Annotated in this window: 21 protein-coding genes; 9 read left to right on the top strand and 12 right to left on the bottom strand. The window is 54.2% G+C overall.

Going from position 1 to position 15469, the window contains the following annotated elements:
- The first annotated feature begins 57 nt into the window (after window positions 1-57).
- The gene (locus tag BLW97_RS07975) at window positions 58-1308 is read left to right on the top strand and encodes an NAD(P)/FAD-dependent oxidoreductase (RefSeq protein ID WP_075322875.1); all 1251 of its coding nucleotides are present in this window, start codon (window positions 58-60) and stop codon (window positions 1306-1308) included.
- A 21-nt stretch (window positions 1309-1329) separates the two neighbouring features.
- Window positions 1330-2073, top strand: a complete 744-nt coding sequence (locus BLW97_RS07970; protein WP_075322874.1) for a class I SAM-dependent methyltransferase — start codon at window positions 1330-1332, stop codon at window positions 2071-2073.
- 203 nt (window positions 2074-2276) lie between these two features.
- Here the strand turns inward: BLW97_RS07970 and BLW97_RS07965 are convergent, their stop codons facing one another.
- The 8 genes from BLW97_RS07965 to BLW97_RS20415 form a co-directional block, all read right to left on the bottom strand.
- Window positions 2277-3674, bottom strand: a complete 1398-nt coding sequence (locus BLW97_RS07965; protein ID WP_075322873.1) for a glycosyltransferase family 4 protein — start codon at window positions 3672-3674, stop codon at window positions 2277-2279.
- 30 nt (window positions 3675-3704) lie between these two features.
- Window positions 3705-5180 carry a flippase gene (locus BLW97_RS07960; RefSeq protein ID WP_075322872.1) on the bottom strand — a complete coding sequence of 492 codons (1476 nt, stop codon included), beginning with the start codon at window positions 5178-5180 and terminating at the stop codon, window positions 3705-3707.
- Window positions 5181-5204: 24 nt separating this feature from the next.
- The gene (locus BLW97_RS07955; protein ID WP_077218319.1) at window positions 5205-5681 is read right to left on the bottom strand and encodes a hypothetical protein; all 477 of its coding nucleotides are present in this window, start codon (window positions 5679-5681) and stop codon (window positions 5205-5207) included.
- Window positions 5678-5977, bottom strand: coding sequence for a nucleotidyltransferase domain-containing protein (locus tag BLW97_RS07950; protein ID WP_031572144.1), 300 nt, complete (start codon window positions 5975-5977; stop codon window positions 5678-5680). Before BLW97_RS07950 ends, BLW97_RS07955 begins: the two co-directional genes overlap by 4 nt.
- Before the next feature lie 4 nt (window positions 5978-5981).
- Window positions 5982-6500: a Uma2 family endonuclease gene (locus tag BLW97_RS07945; RefSeq protein WP_242947765.1), complete on the bottom strand. Its 519-nt coding sequence runs from the start codon at window positions 6498-6500 to the stop codon at window positions 5982-5984.
- Window positions 6501-6600: 100 nt separating this feature from the next.
- Complete coding sequence (locus tag BLW97_RS07940) at window positions 6601-7200, bottom strand: Uma2 family endonuclease (protein WP_242947763.1); 600 nt, start codon at window positions 7198-7200, stop codon at window positions 6601-6603.
- Complete coding sequence (locus BLW97_RS07935; protein ID WP_075323621.1) at window positions 7200-7634, bottom strand: DUF2442 domain-containing protein; 435 nt, start codon at window positions 7632-7634, stop codon at window positions 7200-7202. The genes BLW97_RS07940 and BLW97_RS07935 overlap by 1 nt, the downstream gene beginning before the upstream one ends.
- Window positions 7609-7869, bottom strand: coding sequence for a DUF4160 domain-containing protein (locus tag BLW97_RS20415; protein ID WP_010638686.1), 261 nt, complete (start codon window positions 7867-7869; stop codon window positions 7609-7611). The genes BLW97_RS07935 and BLW97_RS20415 overlap by 26 nt, the downstream gene beginning before the upstream one ends.
- Window positions 7870-7984: 115 nt before the next feature.
- Here BLW97_RS20415 and BLW97_RS07925 point away from each other — a divergent pair, with 115 nt between their 5' ends.
- Genes BLW97_RS07925 through BLW97_RS07905 form a run of 6 tightly spaced genes read left to right on the top strand, consistent with a single transcriptional unit; the run spans window position 7985 to window position 11850 of the window.
- On the top strand, window positions 7985-8218 hold the full coding sequence (locus BLW97_RS07925; RefSeq protein ID WP_077218316.1) for a type II toxin-antitoxin system Phd/YefM family antitoxin: 234 nt from the start codon (window positions 7985-7987) through the stop codon (window positions 8216-8218).
- A gap of 32 nt (window positions 8219-8250) precedes the next feature.
- A complete protein-coding gene (gene thiS, locus BLW97_RS19770) occupies window positions 8251-8451 on the top strand; it encodes a sulfur carrier protein ThiS (RefSeq protein WP_207650575.1) in 201 nt (66 codons plus the stop codon).
- Between the two features lie 48 nt (window positions 8452-8499).
- Complete coding sequence (locus BLW97_RS07920; protein WP_029316062.1) at window positions 8500-9282, top strand: thiazole synthase; 783 nt, start codon at window positions 8500-8502, stop codon at window positions 9280-9282.
- Window positions 9275-9853 carry a hypothetical protein gene (locus BLW97_RS07915; protein ID WP_010638695.1) on the top strand — a complete coding sequence of 193 codons (579 nt, stop codon included), beginning with the start codon at window positions 9275-9277 and terminating at the stop codon, window positions 9851-9853. The genes BLW97_RS07920 and BLW97_RS07915 overlap by 8 nt, the downstream gene beginning before the upstream one ends.
- A 6-nt stretch (window positions 9854-9859) precedes the next feature.
- Window positions 9860-11233 (top strand): UDP-N-acetylmuramate:L-alanyl-gamma-D-glutamyl-meso-diaminopimelate ligase, encoded by a 1374-nt coding sequence (mpl, locus tag BLW97_RS07910; RefSeq protein ID WP_075322868.1) that lies wholly within the window; start codon window positions 9860-9862, stop codon window positions 11231-11233.
- Entirely contained in the window at window positions 11233-11850 is a 618-nt protein-coding gene (locus BLW97_RS07905; RefSeq protein ID WP_075322867.1) for a flavin prenyltransferase UbiX, read from the top strand. Before mpl ends, BLW97_RS07905 begins: the two co-directional genes overlap by 1 nt.
- On the opposite strand, the gene BLW97_RS07900 is transcribed toward BLW97_RS07905, so the two are convergent.
- Both BLW97_RS07900 and BLW97_RS07895 read right to left on the bottom strand, forming a co-directional pair.
- Window positions 11783-12634 carry an ABC transporter ATP-binding protein gene (locus tag BLW97_RS07900; protein WP_075322866.1) on the bottom strand — a complete coding sequence of 284 codons (852 nt, stop codon included), beginning with the start codon at window positions 12632-12634 and terminating at the stop codon, window positions 11783-11785. The two genes, BLW97_RS07905 and BLW97_RS07900, sit on opposite strands and share 68 nt — an antisense overlap.
- Window positions 12634-13740 (bottom strand): ABC transporter permease, encoded by a 1107-nt coding sequence (locus BLW97_RS07895; RefSeq protein WP_075322865.1) that lies wholly within the window; start codon window positions 13738-13740, stop codon window positions 12634-12636. Before BLW97_RS07895 ends, BLW97_RS07900 begins: the two co-directional genes overlap by 1 nt.
- 70 nt (window positions 13741-13810) lie before the next feature.
- On the opposite strand from BLW97_RS07895, the gene BLW97_RS07890 reads away from it, so the two are divergent.
- The gene (locus BLW97_RS07890; RefSeq protein WP_075322864.1) at window positions 13811-14317 is read left to right on the top strand and encodes an LEA/WHy family protein; all 507 of its coding nucleotides are present in this window, start codon (window positions 13811-13813) and stop codon (window positions 14315-14317) included.
- Here the strand turns inward: BLW97_RS07890 and BLW97_RS07885 are convergent.
- Together BLW97_RS07885 and BLW97_RS07880 are read right to left on the bottom strand one after the other, a co-directional pair.
- The gene (locus BLW97_RS07885; RefSeq protein ID WP_075322863.1) at window positions 14256-15038 is read right to left on the bottom strand and encodes an endonuclease/exonuclease/phosphatase family protein; all 783 of its coding nucleotides are present in this window, start codon (window positions 15036-15038) and stop codon (window positions 14256-14258) included. The two genes, BLW97_RS07890 and BLW97_RS07885, sit on opposite strands and share 62 nt — an antisense overlap.
- A partial coding sequence (locus BLW97_RS07880; protein ID WP_242947761.1) for a hypothetical protein occupies window positions 15031-15469 on the bottom strand: 439 nt, incomplete at its 5' end. The genes BLW97_RS07885 and BLW97_RS07880, both read right to left, overlap by 8 nt.

Here is a 15469-nt window from a genome sequence, read left to right as displayed (position 1 = left end):
GAACGTGGAAGTTATGGAGCTTGGTTGCCCTCCTCGTGGACGGGTGGAGGCATACTGATGGCCAATCAACACGCTGTCATCGTCCTGGGAGCCGGCATTGTCGGTGTATCTATTGCCCTGCAGTTGCAACTACGCGGTCGGCAAACCCTGCTGCTCGACCGCCAGGGTCCGGGGGAGGGGACATCATTTGGCAACGCCGGCCTGATTCAGCGCGAGGCCGTCATGCCGCACCCCTTTCCGCGTGCTCTGGCGCAGATGCTGAGTTATGCCCGCAATCGTTCGACGGAAGCCTATTATCGCGGCACCATGCTGCCCCGTCTGGCTATTCCCTTTATGCAATACTGGTACAACTCCCAGGAAGAACGGCACCGGGTCATTGCCCGCCACTATGCCGCCCTGATTACCCATTGCCTGGATGATCATCTGGCCCTGGCAGGACTGGCCGGGGCGACAAACCTGTTTCGTACCGGTGGCTGGCTGCAGGTTCATGCCCATGCAGAATCCCTGGACCACGCCCTGCAGGAAGCCGCCTACAAGGCTGAGCACTTTGGGGTCACTTATAAGGCACTGGATACGGCACAAGTGGCGCAGATGGAAGCGACTTTGCGCCCCGGTCTTGCGGGAGGTATTCACTGGACCCAACCGCTGGCCGTTACCGACCCCCACGCGCTGACACGCGCTTATTTGAATTACTTTACCCAACTGGGCGGCGAGTTCCGCACCGGTAATGCTGAAAAAGTGCAAAAAGGACAAGCGGGCTGGCGCGTGCAAAGCGCACACGGTCCCATAGAAGCCGCCGAACTGGTGATTGCCCTGGGAGCCTGGTCGCCGGATATTACCCGCGCACTGGGTTTTCATCCGCCGCTTTTCGTGAAGCGGGGCTACCACATGCATTATAGCCAGCCCGCCACGCCGCTCTGCCACCCGGTTCTGGACGCCGATCAGGGTTATGTACTAGCCCCCATGCAAAGGGGCATTCGCCTGACGACCGGCGCAGAATTCGCCGACCGCGACGCGCCACGTTCGCCTATTCCCCTGACCCGCGCCGAAGCCCAGGCGCGGCGACTTCTGCCCAGCCTCGGTGAACACCTGGACCCGGAAGCCTGGCTGGGCTCACGCCCCTGCACCCCCGACATGCTGCCCATTATCGGTCCCGCCCCCGGCCAGAAAGGCCTCTGGTACGCCTTTGGCCACTGCCACCAGGGCCTGACCCTCGGCCCCACAACCGGACGCCTGCTGGCAGAAATGATGGGCGGTGAAACGCCGTTTACGGATCCGGAGCCTTATCGGGCGGAGAGGTTTATGTGATTTTAAAAAAGGATCTACTAAGTGGATATAAAAGATAAAAATGAAATTGAAATTGAATTTTGGAAAAAATCTAAAAATGAATCTTGCGAACTTGAAAAGCTATCATTAAATAATATCATCAATAAAGTATCTGAGGCAGAAATACTTATTGACTGTATTAAAAAATATAGCTCTCCATGTGATGGTGCTAACGTCTTGGAACTCGGCGGCGGTCAGGGGTGGGGATCGTGTGTTTACAAACGAATATATGACGGAGTAACTATAACAACAACTGATATAAGTAAATATGCAGTTTCGGAATTGCCGAAATGGGAAAAACTTTTCGATGTGAAGGTTGATAAGTCATATTCATGCAAAAGCTATTCAACCAATGAAAAAGACGAATCTATTGATTTTTTGTTCACATTTGCTGCCGCTCATCATTTTCTAGAACATAGGAAAACCATTGAAGAATTATCAAGAATTCTTAAGAAAGGTGGCCGCGCAATCTACTATTATGAGCCAACTACGCCAAGATATCTCTATAAGCTAGCCTATTGGAGGGTCAATAGGAAGCGTCCTGAAGTTCCTGAGGATGTGCTTATCGTATCTGAACTCGATTCTTTATCTAAAAAATATGGTCTAGAATTTAAGTGTGAATATTATCCATCAACAATAAGAAGGGGGAGATTTGAGAAAGTATATTACACGGTATTAAATTTTTTTCCATTTTTACAGAAAGTTCTTCCTTGTACGGCAAATATTATTTTTTATAAAACGCTTTAGCCAAATGACAAGTATCCTATTGTAGTGAGGGCTTTTGATTGCGAAACGAATGTTGATCGATTCCGGTGCATTTGTCTTTTATCGACTTTGGGTGGCTGACAGATAAGTTATAAGAAAGTCACCATTATAAATTTTCTGACCTAACTGATCCTGATCTATTCATGGCACGGAGAAACTGTGATGAAAAAAGAGGAGAAAGGCTGCTATTTGTGCTTTTCGAGCAGACCCTCATCAGGTTGATAGGTGATATACCAGTTATCTTCTAGAATTACCTTGAGTAGTTGTTGAGTGCTTTGCTCCCATGTCAGATAGGGCATTCCTTTTGATTGTGGAGCCTTTCCTTCTGCATCAAGCTCAAGCCAGTGCTGAATGCATTCGGCCAAATCAGAACTATTAGTGTTAGGGAAATAGTAGGCATATTCACCCGCTACTTCATGAAAAATAGGGATATCACGAGCAATAATAGGCAATCCATAGTACGCCGCCTCAATCAGAGGCAGGCCAAATCCTTCTGCGAAGGATGCGGCGAGTAACGCACTGGACTGCTTATAAAGTTCAATCAGGAGGGAATCACTGGCATTTTCAAGCCAGAATAAATGCTGGTTGCGTTCAGGATGACGGCGTAATTGACGCGCAAGTTGCCGGGTGCGCCAGCCTTCCTTTCCGATAATGACCAGATTAAGATCCATGCCTACTTTCCAGAATATTTCCATAGCAGCCAATGCTTGAGAGTGACCTTTACGCGGTTCTATGGTACCGACCATAAGTATGGTGGGGTGCGACCGGCATGCGGCTAGGATTAATATACTATCGATGTCCGGCGCTTGAATGGGTTGGCTGGATTCGATATTAGCGCCAAGGTGAAAATAGCCGATGGGCAAGGGGTAAGTACGTTGTCCGGGATGCTCCTCCAACCAGGTTTTGACTTCACTGGCTACAGTACGGGAGACGCAGACAATGGCATCGGTCACGGACATGACACCGGCGATCCAGTCGGTAAAGGCGAGTTCGTAGGCCCTGGGAAAGAGATGGGCATTCCTTAGCCCTATGATGTCGTGAATGGCAAAAATAATGTGCAATCCGCGCTGTTGTAGAGCAGCCAATGTCGCAAATGGATAATTTAGATGGAGATCTGGGCAGAAAAAGATGTCCCCAGAACGTGCCTCGATTAAAGAATCATCGGCATCATGCTCTAACTCTTCTAGCAATTTTTTAGTAAATTTGTTTGCGTAGCGGAGTTGACCTAAAGCATCACTATAAACGATCTTTATGATGTAATGATCAACAGGAGGGTTGTTTAGGAGTTCTAGTAGAATTCCATGCACAACACGCTGAATGCCAGTATGCAAATCGCGTAATATCAGTTCAGATATATCAATTAAAAGTTGTTTCTGTTCATGGTAATTTATAGTTTTGATCTGATGTTTTGTGGTATAAATTAGTGCGCTTTTATTATAAAAAAGATTTTTCTTGAGTAGGTAATTCCATACCCGTACTTTCTCTTCTAAGTGTGGGGTACGCTTAAGCAGTTTTCGGGTAGTGGATATGATCGTTGGATTAGATAGTGCGAATCGTACGATTTCTTTGCAGAATGCTTTCATGTGTCCTACTTTTCTATTTAACTAAATGATCTAATAATTTTTTTTGTCGCGCCGGCTAATTGCAAAATTATTTATGATTGGAATTTTTGATATAGATGAGTGCGGTATCATTCTCAGACACAAGTAAGTAGTTGTGAAGATAAGGAGTCCTGAAAATAAAATAAAAAGGTATCTATTGCTATTTAATGTTGTCAGAAAAATAGCCGTTATAACTAGAGGTATGGTCCTGCTAATTAATTTTAAGGCGTTTACCAAGCCATCACTTGCAGAAAACCACGCAATTGCGTCTGCAAGCATACGTAAAGACCAGGCTACGGCGGCTCCATAAATTCCATGCCATTCAATGAGTAGCCAGAGCGCTATAAGGAAAGGGATTAATTGTATAATATAAAACTTAGTCATGATATCTGGCCTCCCAGTTGCCTGCAAAAAAGCATAGCAGGGATATGAAGGACCATTGATCCATATACCTAATAGTATAATAATAGCTATAGGTGCCATCTTTGCAGCGAGGGTCTCACCGATCCAGAGAAAGAGGAATGGGTGCATTAGCAGGATAGCGAGGACGATGAAGGGAGTCTGGATGGCAGTAAGTACAGTTACGGCTTGGCGTAAGAGCCCTTTGGCATCTTCCTCTTGCGCTTTAGAAAAACGCGGGAACAGAGTGGTGTTGAGAGCATAAGGTAGATAGGTAAGCCGTTGGCTTAGATTAAAAGGTACAGTGTAGGCAGTAACGGCAGCAGCACCGAGTTGAGCACCGATGATGATGCGGTCAATGATGGTAAGTAACGGTGTGACAGCCCCGGAAACGCTGACCCATCCACCAAAGCGCAGCAAAGGGCCAATCTCTGCGCGGTGCAGGGCTGGCCATCCCGAAAAGGGTAATTTGCGGGCAGTCAGCCAGAACATAACTATCACCCCCATCAGGCGGCCGACAAGCGCGGAAGCGATGAGTGCGGCGATGCTCCCATGGCCGAGAGCAACACTAAGGAGAGGCAAGGTCTGGAGGCCTATGACGCCTATGATCTGGCTGACATTGAGGGAGACAAAGGCCTGACGCGCTTCAAGCGTTCCTGCCAGGACGGAGATAAGTGCGATGAGTGGGACGATAGCGGCGAGCCAGGGAATGGCCTTTTGGGCTTCGGCATGTAGCATAATCGGCATCTGAAAAATGTCAGAAAAAAGCCAGTGGCCGAGAAAAAAAAGAATAATTCCACCCAATATACCCATGCCCGCGCTCAGAAGGAAGGCGGTCCAAAAGGTACGGTTACGTTCCTCGTCATTTTCCTGTCGGGCGATCCGCTGCGCCACGGCACGCCCGAGCCCGAGGTCAAAGGCACCGAAATAACCCAGTATAGAGAAGGCGAGAAGCAAAACGCCGTAACGGACTTCACCAATCCAGCGCAGGTATAGGGGAACAGTGGCTAGAGAAACCAGGGTGGGGATGAGGAGACCTGCCAGATTGATGAGGGTAGACCGGGCAATGCGGGGGTGAGGGGCGGTCATGTTAGGGGCTGAGGCGCATAGGGTTCAGCCCGGCAGCACTGTGTGCATACGGGTGGCAAATCCATCCAGTATGGTCAATACCTGTTCAGCGGCAGCTATAGCCAAGCGCCACTGCGCGTGGCGTTCCGCTGGCGTTTCCGGGTAGTCATGGGCAAATGTGTTGCGGATACGGCGAAGTTCCGACCACTCCGCCGCAGAGGGTAGCCAGCCCAGTTGTTCCAGACGATTGAGGCGATCCACGACAGGCATGGCGGCGATATCCTCCTCCAATGCGCACAGAATGGCAGGCATCAGTCGTGTACCCATATCGTCTTGAATGCGCGTATATCGGTAGGCGAACTGATCGAGCAGACGGCGATCTTCCTTGGCAAGCTTATTCCACTCGAGTTCGTGCAGATCCCGCTGATGGAGATCAACGAGCGCCTCCTGCAGGGCTTCCGCGTGACCAAGGCATGTCGAATAGGCATGAGCCAAGGCGAGTCGTTCTGGCGTCTGTTTCACAAAGCAAGCCCGGTTTCGTGGGCGACGCGCACAATGGGGCGATCATCGTTAGGCTGTTCGATGACAAGGTCGATTTTTTGCTCGCCAAGGCGGGATTCTAGCAGGCCAAGCATGCATATTTTGCACCGCAATGCAACGTCAGACGACAGCGCGCGCGTCTGAACGAGCAGATCAATGTCGCCGCCCCGCTTGCGGTCATCCACGCGCGAACCGAAGAGCCAGACACGGGCTTCGGGGCCGAAGCTTTCGGCAGCGCTCTGGCGGATCTGGGCGATTTGCAGGGGGCTGAGGCGCATATCTTCAATCCACCCATAGCCCAGCCAGCGACAAAGGAACCGCCGCAAACGGATCAATGCTGGCTTCATTATCGCCGCCCCAAGTGCCGAGCAGCTGCCAATGACCGTCCTGATTGGCGAAAGCTTCCAGAGTGCGGACTTCGGGGTCAATTAACCAGCAGTGGGCGATGCCAGCGGCAGCATAGCGGGGAAGTTTGAGAATGCGATCTGTGCGCGCCGTGGTGAGGGAAAGCACTTCGCAGACCCAGTCCGGGGCCATTTCAAACCAGGCGGTTTGAGGTAACACTGGCATGCGTTCGCGGCGCCAGCCTGCGAGGTCGGGTACGAAAATGTCTGCATTCAGGTGGAGTTCTGGCCCATCCAGAATCCACCAGCCGCCGGGGCCACCGCGCCCACGTCCGAAAGGTTGTCCAAGTTCAATCCCAAGGTTTGATGTGGCAAGGGCATGAGCAGGTGCCGGTCGGGGTTGGGTATGCATTTGGCTAGCAATGATCTCACCCACCATGTTTTCAGGCAGGTCCAAAAGATCTTCATAGCGCGCAGGGCGAGGGGCGGCGGTCATAGTGAGGAGATTAGGGGGCGGGGCTGAATGCTGTCAAGGCGTTGGGCGACGCATGGGGCTGTTACGCACGCTCGGCATCCTGGTAGATATCATCGATGCTCACGTCCATATCCAGACAATCCAGATGGATGCTGCCTTCGACAAGCTTTTCATGCTGCCAGCCTTCTGACCTGCGGCGATATAGATCAGCCTGAAGACAGTCCTGAGCGAGCAGCAGGTATTCGTGCAGACTGGGCAGTCCGCCGGTATAGGCATAAAGTTTTTCGCGCCGGTCGATGCGTTCGGTGCTTTCAGAAACCACTTCGATAATCAGGCAGGGGCGGGTGCTGAAGTAAGTTTCCCGATCGTTGGGATCGCAGCCGAGTATCAGGTCGGGGTAATAAAAGCTCTCCTCTCCGGCCTGCTGGATACGCACTTTCATGTTATTGGTGAAAAGTTGGCAGCCTTGCTGCCGTGCTTTGGGACCCAACAAGAGGGTGAGGGAGGTGACTATCAGCGCGTGACGGCGACTGGATCCGGCCATGGCATAGACCATGCCATCAATATATTCGTGCCGGAACTCACCGTCCTGCTCGCCGGCTAGATATTCATCAACGCTCATCTTGTTAGACAGAATGCGTCCTTGTGTCTTGTGGGCCTCTCTCTGCCTAACATGAGACATTACGATACAGCCTTCTTTTCTGTGGATGGTGGACGCCCGCCAAGCCGTCCGTTTCTTCGTGCCGCTGCTGCCTTGGCGGGGCTTTTTGATACGCCTCCCTTCTGCCCAAGGTTGCGCATCCATGCCGATGTACCGAGAATGCCCCGCGCCAATGCAGGGACGTACAGATCAGCGTCCAATCGCGGGAAGTGTAGTCCAAGGCCACGTCCCTGAATGACGATCTCTGCCATATCTGCGGGGGTGGCATTCTCTATGCCTTGAATCAATGCTGGTGGGATGTGTAGACCAACGCCGTTGTTCAGCTCTATCACGATCTTTCCCGTAGGTTGGTCATAGTAGGCGGACTCCGCCAGTGGGCCAGCAGCAAGCGTCTCCTGTCCACGCTGATTTGCAGCGTCCCAGTCGCGCTCAAGAATTTTGTCTATCTGGTCCATGGTACCTCTCCCACTCTCCACAGAATAATGCCAATCGGGATATGCTTTCTTCCAGAATGTGACGTATCTCCGTCCTGGAAAAGCCAGTGCTCTCCCGTAGCTCCGGTGGCCCTTTCGGGCAATGCAATATGAATACTGCCTTACCATCCCCTTTTACCACGTGCACATGAGCAGGACGATGATCGTTGAGGTAGATCACTACCCGCGCTGCGTCTATGTGATCGATGGTGGGCATAATCTCGTTATCCTAGGCGGGCTTTGGTTTATATACAAGGCATCACCCCCAAAATTGTTGATCTTGATGTTTAGGTCCTTTATTTTGGCCATAAATATAGCCATCTTGGGAGAAAATGATGGGAACTTATACGCTGGCGCATACAAAAACGCATCTGAGTGAAATTCTTCATCAGGTCGAAAATGGTGAGACGGTTATCATTACGCGTCATGGGCGTCCTGTGGCGCGCGTTGAGTGTGTGGAGAATGGCACGAGCGCGCTCCCGTTCGAAAGACTTGCGGCATTTCGCGCAGAAATGCCGCGATGGCGCAAACGGAGTGCGGAACTTTTGCAAGAGTTGCGGGATTGACGCCCCTGCGGGGAGGTTCTAGCATCGCAGGCATGCTGATACAGGTAAATGGTGTGCCCCGTGAGGTGCCGGAGCAAATGACGGTGCTGGAGCTACTGGCCGATTTGGGTTGGGCGGAGCGGCGGGTGGCGGTGGAGCGCAATGGCGAAATTGTGCCGCGCAGCACCCATAGCGAGGTCATGGTTGCGGCGGGTGATCGTCTGGAAATCATTCAGGCGGTGGGCGGCGGTTAATGGTTGGCGCTGCGGCATCAATCCCTATTTTGAGGTGAGATAATGACCATGCATAAAGATCCCCTGGTGATCGCGGGGCGTGCGTACCATTCCAGATTGTTGGTGGGTACGGGCAAGTACAAGGATTTTGCAGAAACCCGGGCGGCTGTAGATGCGGCGGGCGCGGAAATTATTACCGTGGCGTTGCGTCGGGTGAATCTTGGCCAGGACCGCGACGCTCCCAATTTGCTGGAGGCTTTGCCTCCGGATCAATTTACCATTCTTCCCAATACGGCGGGCTGTTATACCGCTGAAGACGCGGTGCGCACCTGTCGTCTGGCCCGTGAACTGGGCGACTGGAAACTGGTCAAGCTGGAAGTCATTGGCGATCCTCAGACCCTTTATCCAGATATGCGGCAAACCTATGAAGCGGCTAAAACCTTGGTTGCCGAGGGTTTTGAGGTGATGGTGTACAGCATGGATGATCCGGTGGCCTGCAAGGCCTTCGCGGAAATGGGCTGTGTGGCAGTGATGCCGCTGGCAGCACCCATTGGTTCGGGGTTGGGCATTCGTAATCCCTATAATCTGCGCATTATTCTTGAACAGGCGACGGTGCCGATTCTGGTGGATGCAGGGGTGGGTACGGCTTCGGATGTGGCGGTAGCCATGGAACTGGGTTGTGATGGGGTACTCCTGAATACGGCCATTGCCGCTGCCAAGGACCCGATATTGATGGCGGAAGCCATGCGTCTGGGTGTAGATGCCGGGCGCAAGGCGTTTTTGGCTGGCCGGATGCCGCGCAAGCTCTACGCCAGCGCCAGCAGTCCGGTGGAAGGAACCTTCTTTGAGTAGCAATGACGCGCTGGAAATCGCCCGTAGCGCTGCGCTGGACCACCATTATCTGGAGCAGGTGGAGCTGCTGGTCATGGGTTCTGTCCCCGGCAGTCCCATTCCGGATTATGCCGATGATTGGGAAGAGGCAGAGCGCCTGATTGCCCGCCTTGGCGACCAGGGGGTGGGGGTGCGTCTGGAGTTTATGTCCGACGAAAACGGCCAGCGCTGGCATGTGTATATGGACTGGCAGGAACCCACCAGTCACGAGTGGCAGTTGACGGAAGTGGAAGAACCCACCGCTGCCCGGGCTGTTACCCGGGGTGCTCTGGTTTGGTATTACCAGCAGGAAATGGCCGCAGCCAGTGCCCAACCTCCCGATGGTTGGGCGTATTTTGAGGTGGTGGAGCGTTTGGGCATGGCCCGTGACATGCTGGCGCGTTCTCTGGACGATCATCCGGTGCTGGCCGAAGAAGAAGATTTGATGACCCGTTATCAGGAGTTGCTGGAGAAATTCTCCGCACTTTTTGAACTGGCCAACCAGATGCTCGATCAGCGTTTGGGCGCTCCATCCCGCAGTACCATGCACTAATCCCGCATGCATATTCACGTCCTCGGTATTTGTGGGACTTTCATGGGCGGCGTGGCCTTGTTAGCGCGTGCCGCCGGGCATCAGGTAACGGGTTCTGATACTCATACTTATCCGCCCATGAGTGACCTGCTAGCCCGCGAGGGAATTGTGGTGCATGAAGGGTATGATCCCGAACAGCTCAATCCCGCGCCGGATCTGGTCATTATTGGTAATGCCCTGTCCCGGGGAAATCCTTGTGTAGAGGCGGTGCTGGATCGGCAGATTCCCTATGAATCCGGCCCTGCCTGGCTGTCGCGGGAGATTCTCGCCAGTCGCTGGGTACTGGCAGTGGCAGGCACCCACGGAAAAACCACCACAACTTCCATATTGACCTGGATATTGCAGGAAGCGGGACTTAATCCGGGCTTTTTGATTGGAGGCGAAGCGCTGAATTTCGGGATTTCGGCGCGGCTTACCGATAGTCCGTTTTTTGTGATTGAGGCCGACGAATACGATACGGCCTTTTTCGATAAGCGTTCCAAATTCGTGCATTATCATCCGCGTACGCTGATACTGAATAATCTGGAATATGATCATGCCGATATTTTTCCGGATCTCGCGGCCATTATCACCCAGTTCCATCATTTGTTGCGGACAGTGCCTGGTACTGGCGCGTTGATCGTCAACGCGGCGGCACCCGCTTTACAGCAGGTGCTGGACAAGGGCTGCTGGACGCCGGTGCAGCATTTTGCCGACGGGGGAGATTGGCAGGTGCAACTGGATAGTCCCGATGGCCGGCGCTTCAGTATTGTGGAGCAGGGGCAGTTGCGTGGGCAGGCTGAGTGGGATACGGCGGGGGTGTTTAATGCCGAAAATGCCCTGGCAGCCTTGCTGGCTGCGCGGCATGCTGGAGTCCCCCTGGACGTGGGCATAGCTGCCTTGCGCCGTTTTCGGGGGGTGCGTCGGCGTCTGGAATTACGGGGTAGCGCTGCCGGGGTGTCGGTGTATGATGATTTTGCCCATCATCCCACGGCCATTGCGGCGACCATTGCCGCCTTGCGCGGGCAGATGGGCGCCTCCGGCCGCTTGATTGCCGTACTGGAGCCGCGTTCCAATACCATGAAGCTGGGAATACATCAGCAGACTTTGGCGGCCAGCCTGCAGGGGGCTGATCGTGCTTTTGTTTTTGCCCCCGCCGATATAGGCTGGGATGTTCGCGCCGCCCTGGCGGGAACGGCGCAAGTTTCCCCGGACATGGATGAGCTGCTACAGCAGATTCTTGACGAATTACAGGCCGGAGATCAGGTTCTGGTGATGAGTAACGGGGCTTTTGCGGGCATTCATGGGCGGTTGTTGGCGGAACTGGCGCGCAGAAATGCCGTCACAACAAGAGAAACATAATGGCAGAACAGAGTCCGCAGGACCGTATTTGTGTGGCGATGACGGGTGCTTCGGGGGCAGCTTACGGTATGCGTCTGGTGGAGGTCCTGCTCACCGCCGGGATTCAGGTTTATCTGCTGATTTCCGACGCGGCGCGGGTGGTCTGCAAGGAAGAGCTGGGGCTGGATTTGCCGGAAAAGCCCGAGGGTGTCACCCGGTTTCTTAATACCCATTTTGGGACCGAGCCTGGTCTGTTGTCTGTTTATGCCCCGCATGACTGGTATTCCCCCGTCGCTTCGGGTTCCAATGCGCCTCGCGCCATGGTGATTTGCCCTTGCTCGGGAGGCACTCTTGCGGCTATTGCCCATGGTTTGTCCGATAATCTGACCGAACGCGCGGCAGACGTCATGCTCAAGGAAGGCCGCAAGTTGGTGCTGGTGCCCCGGGAAAGTCCGGTTTCGACCATTCATCTGGAAAATATGCTGAGTCTGGCGCGCATGGGGGTGCGGATTTTGCCGGCCAGTCCGGGTTTTTACCATCGTCCCCAGCGCATTGAAGATTTGGTGGATTTTATGGTCGCGCGGGTGCTGGATCAGATTGGCGTGCCCAACCAGATTGGTCGTCGCTGGGGAGAGTAGGCAGCTTGCCGGTGGCGCGGAGGCTGTTGAGCAGCCTTTCACCGCGCTCCCCATGAAAAAATGCCTGAATATAGGGATGATCCACGGCCTGCACTGCATTGAGGGGGCCCACGGTCAGTACCTTGTGGTCGGCCAGTACCGCCACCCGGCTGGCGGTGGCCGCGAGACTGTCCAGATCATGACTGACCATGACCACGGTAAAGCCGATATCCGCATGTACCTGCCTCAGCAGTGCATCAAAATCCGAGGCGGCAATGGGGTCCAGTCCCGAGGTGGGCTCGTCCAGAAAGAGAATTTCCGCTTCCATGGCCAGCGCTCGCGCCAGGGCCACGCGCTTGATCATGCCGCCCGAAAGCTCGGCGGGCAGTTTCCAGGCATCTTTGGGCTGAAGTCCGACCATCTGTAATTTCAGGGCCACCAGATCATTGATTTCGCTGCGGGTCAGGTGTCCCCATTCACGCAGGGGAAAGGCAATATTTTCGAAAACGGTCAGGGCGCTAAACAGGGCACCTTGCTGGAAAAGTACGCCCCAGCGCTGGCGCAGGGCAATTTGTTCGCGCAGGGTCAGGGTTTGCGGATTTTTGCCGAGTATGGTCAGCTTGCCATCGGCAATGGGGACCAGGCCCATCATGGCCCGCAACAGGGTGGTTTTGCCGGTGCCACTACCACCGACAATGGCGAGAATTTCGCCGCAGTGGACTGTCAGGTCCAGATTGCGGTGAATCCAGTAGTCTCCGAAGCGGGTACCAATATTTTCCAAGATGATGGCATCAGGCCGTTCCATCAGCTAATCCCCGTATTGGCAAATACCAGCGCGAGGATGGCGTCAATGAGAATCACCAGGGTGATGGAGAACACCACGGAATTGGTGGTTTCCCGACTCAGGCTGGTGGTGTTGGGTTTGACTTTCAAGCCATGAAAACCAGCAATCCAGGCAATCAGTATGCCGAAAACGGCGCCTTTGATAATACCCAGCCATAAATTGAAACTGGGAACGGCGACGGGCATTTCCTGAATGAAAAAGTGGTAGCTGATGCCCAGGTTGGCCTTGGCGACCAACATGGCGCCGAGAATTCCCACCATGTCCGTCCACAACACCAGCAAGGGAACCACCAGAGCCAGGGCGATGACTTTGGGTAACACCAGACGGCGGATGGGGGGGATACCAAAGGTGCGCAGGGCATCGAGTTCTTCGGTGACGCGCATGGCCCCGATCTGGGCGGTAAACGCTGAACCCGAACGGCCGGAAAGGATGATCGCCGTGATCAACGGTCCAAACTCCCGCAAAATACTCAGACCGGCAATATTGACGATGTAAATGTTGGCCCCGTATTGGGCCAGGGTGGAAGCCGACTGAAAGGAAATCACCACCCCGATCAAAAAGCCGATGAGCGTCAAAATGGGCAGGGAACTGGGGCCGGTGCTGACAATGGTGGCGGATATTTCCCGCCAGGGAAAGCTGCGGGGATGCCGCAAGCCGCGCCCGAATTCCAGCAGTAGCGCACCCATCAACAAAAAAATCCCCCAAAGATCACCGCCGGTTTCGACAAGAAAAGCACCGAGAGCGTCCAGAATCTGAAAGGGACGGCGCGGGGGATGCGTCAAAGGTTGTAAATCGGCCAGTCGGGTGAATATGGCCTGATGCAAATCGTTCAACTGTATTTTTTCGGGGAAACGGTTTCCCCAGGCCTGCCAGAGCAGCAGCGCACCGGCGCTATCCAGTGCTTCCAGATTGCGTAAATCCCAGATCAGGTCGGCGTGAATGTTGCTCAGCATTTTTTGCTGTTGGGCAAAACTACCGCCCAGGCGGCGTAAGGTCCAGCGACCGCTCAGGGTGATGGTCTGCTCCTGAATCTGCCAGCGAGGCTCTTGGGGATTATGGTCGGTCATGCGCGAAATGGGCTTTTATCGGATATTCCTTGGGTTATACTCAGTCGCTTGGATCTGCTGGAGTGGACTGATGGGTATTGTTACACGAAGTGCTGGCTTCTCCCAAAGTTTTTGGCGTTGGCCTTTGCTGATGATGGCCGCTTTGCCGTTGACGGCTTGCAGCGCTTTTCCGGCCCATTCGCCGCAGGTGCAACTGGAAAGCATTCATCCCCAGTCGGTAGGTTTTGTGTCGCAGACTTTTATCCTGGACCTGAAAATCAGTAATCCCAACAGCAGTGCCCTGCGCGCCAAGGCCGGAGAAGCGCAACTGTTTGTGCAAAACCGGCAGGTGGCTTATGGCCTGCTGAATAAGCCTGTGCAGGTTCCGGCGTATGGAAGTAGCGTGGTTTCCATCCCGGTTACGGGTAATTTGTTACCCGTGTTGGGTGAACTGGGCAGTGTCGACAGTCAGAAGGGCCTGCCCTATGCCGTCAAGGGTTATCTGGTAACAGGACCTTTTGACAGCCGGATTCCTTTTACAGTGACCGGGTCCTTACATTTTCCCCTGGCTTCGAGTTCCAGCGCAGTCGCGCCTTGAGGGCCAGATGATCGGACAGGGGTTCGCCAATACTTTCAATTTCGGTGAATTCCAGATCCGGACTACAGAAAATGTGGTCAAAGGAAAAGCGCGGAGACCAGCTCGGAAAGGTAGGCGGGTTCCAGGGCGGCGCCTGTAGCCCGCTTTCGGCCAGGAGCAGGCGGATTTCCGGAGAGCGGGCGGTGCAGTTGAGGTCGCCCATGAGAATGAGATGGCGGCGCTGGCGCAGACGTTGCGCGAGATCGCGGATTTGACTGAAACGGGCGTGACGACTGAGGCCCAGATGGGTGATGACGACAGTCAGAGCCCTACCATTGATTTCGGTGCTGGTTTCCAGCATGCCCCGACCTTTCATGAAGCTCGGCAGAGTGTGCGGTTCACTGCGGGCAATGGGCCAGCGCGAGAGTATGCTGTTACTGTGCTGGGCCAGCTCGCCAAAATCACGGGTGCGTTGCTGCGCCCAGTAAGGAAAGTGCGCCCGTTCTGCCAAAAAACCGGCCTGATTGACATACTGGCTGCGAAATGACCCGGCATCTACTTCATTCAGGCCGACAATATCCGCTTCCGAAAGAATTTCGGCAATGCGTTCCAGATTGCGCAGGCTCTGGCCGTGCGGCATTACATATTTCCAGCCATGGAGCAGCATGTGCCGGGCACGATGAGAGCCAATACCCACCTGAATATTGAAGGACATGACCGAAAATCCATGGTCTTCAGTCATTTTCCAGCTCGATGATTTTTTCCTGCCAGCCTTGTCCGGCTGTCCGGGCATAGGCGCGTAGTACGATCACCCCACGGATGTCGGTTGCCAGACGGATTTGGTAGGGTGGATCAAAGGGGCTCAGGGGCTTTTCGGGCAAAGTGCTGTAAGGTTCCTGCGGAGCCGCCGCATAGCAGGCAAAAAGCGTTTCGCCCCGGCTGGTCAGCAGATCCAGCGCCATGCCGCGTTGTTCGGCACTGACCGGGTAAACGGAGCAGGGGCGTTCTTGCAAAGCGCCGACCAGCCCTTGTCCCGCGCCGGACTGCAGATCACCGAGCAGGGCGTTGGCCAGAGTGCGGGGTAAAATCAAAGAGTTCATGCGCAGACCCCGCCGCAAACCCCACAGGCTGGGTCGCGGCGCAGTTGTACCTGACGCCATTGCCAGTGGCGGG

Origin of the sequence: Acidithiobacillus albertensis, from assembly GCF_001931655.1 — a bacterium.
Classification (GTDB): domain Bacteria; phylum Pseudomonadota; class Gammaproteobacteria; order Acidithiobacillales; family Acidithiobacillaceae; genus Acidithiobacillus; species Acidithiobacillus thiooxidans.
This window is presented reverse-complemented; position numbering and strand designations above follow the sequence as displayed.

Bases quoted from the DNA above. Each gene is read 5' to 3' on its own strand.
- thiS (WP_207650575.1), top strand. From the start codon at position 8,251: ATGCTGATACAGGTAAATGGTGTGCCCCGTGAGGTGCCGGAGCAAATG.
- BLW97_RS20415 (WP_010638686.1), bottom strand. From the start codon at position 7,869: ATGCCCACCATCGATCACATAGACGCAGCGCGGGTAGTGATCTACCTC.
- BLW97_RS07925 (WP_077218316.1), top strand. From the start codon at position 7,985: ATGATGGGAACTTATACGCTGGCGCATACAAAAACGCATCTGAGTGAA.
- BLW97_RS07885 (WP_075322863.1), bottom strand. From the start codon at position 15,038: ATGACTGAAGACCATGGATTTTCGGTCATGTCCTTCAATATTCAGGTG.
- BLW97_RS07900 (WP_075322866.1), bottom strand. From the start codon at position 12,634: ATGGAACGGCCTGATGCCATCATCTTGGAAAATATTGGTACCCGCTTC.
- BLW97_RS07920 (WP_029316062.1), top strand. From the start codon at position 8,500: ATGCATAAAGATCCCCTGGTGATCGCGGGGCGTGCGTACCATTCCAGA.
- BLW97_RS07890 (WP_075322864.1), top strand. From the start codon at position 13,811: ATGGGTATTGTTACACGAAGTGCTGGCTTCTCCCAAAGTTTTTGGCGT.
- BLW97_RS07975 (WP_075322875.1), top strand. From the start codon at position 58: ATGGCCAATCAACACGCTGTCATCGTCCTGGGAGCCGGCATTGTCGGT.
- BLW97_RS07960 (WP_075322872.1), bottom strand. From the start codon at position 5,180: ATGACCGCCCCTCACCCCCGCATTGCCCGGTCTACCCTCATCAATCTG.
- BLW97_RS07950 (WP_031572144.1), bottom strand. From the start codon at position 5,977: ATGCGCCTCAGCCCCCTGCAAATCGCCCAGATCCGCCAGAGCGCTGCC.
- BLW97_RS07905 (WP_075322867.1), top strand. From the start codon at position 11,233: ATGGCAGAACAGAGTCCGCAGGACCGTATTTGTGTGGCGATGACGGGT.
- mpl (WP_075322868.1), top strand. From the start codon at position 9,860: ATGCATATTCACGTCCTCGGTATTTGTGGGACTTTCATGGGCGGCGTG.
- BLW97_RS07965 (WP_075322873.1), bottom strand. From the start codon at position 3,674: ATGAAAGCATTCTGCAAAGAAATCGTACGATTCGCACTATCTAATCCA.
- BLW97_RS07935 (WP_075323621.1), bottom strand. From the start codon at position 7,634: ATGGACCAGATAGACAAAATTCTTGAGCGCGACTGGGACGCTGCAAAT.
- BLW97_RS07940 (WP_242947763.1), bottom strand. From the start codon at position 7,200: ATGTCTCATGTTAGGCAGAGAGAGGCCCACAAGACACAAGGACGCATT.
- BLW97_RS07895 (WP_075322865.1), bottom strand. From the start codon at position 13,740: ATGACCGACCATAATCCCCAAGAGCCTCGCTGGCAGATTCAGGAGCAG.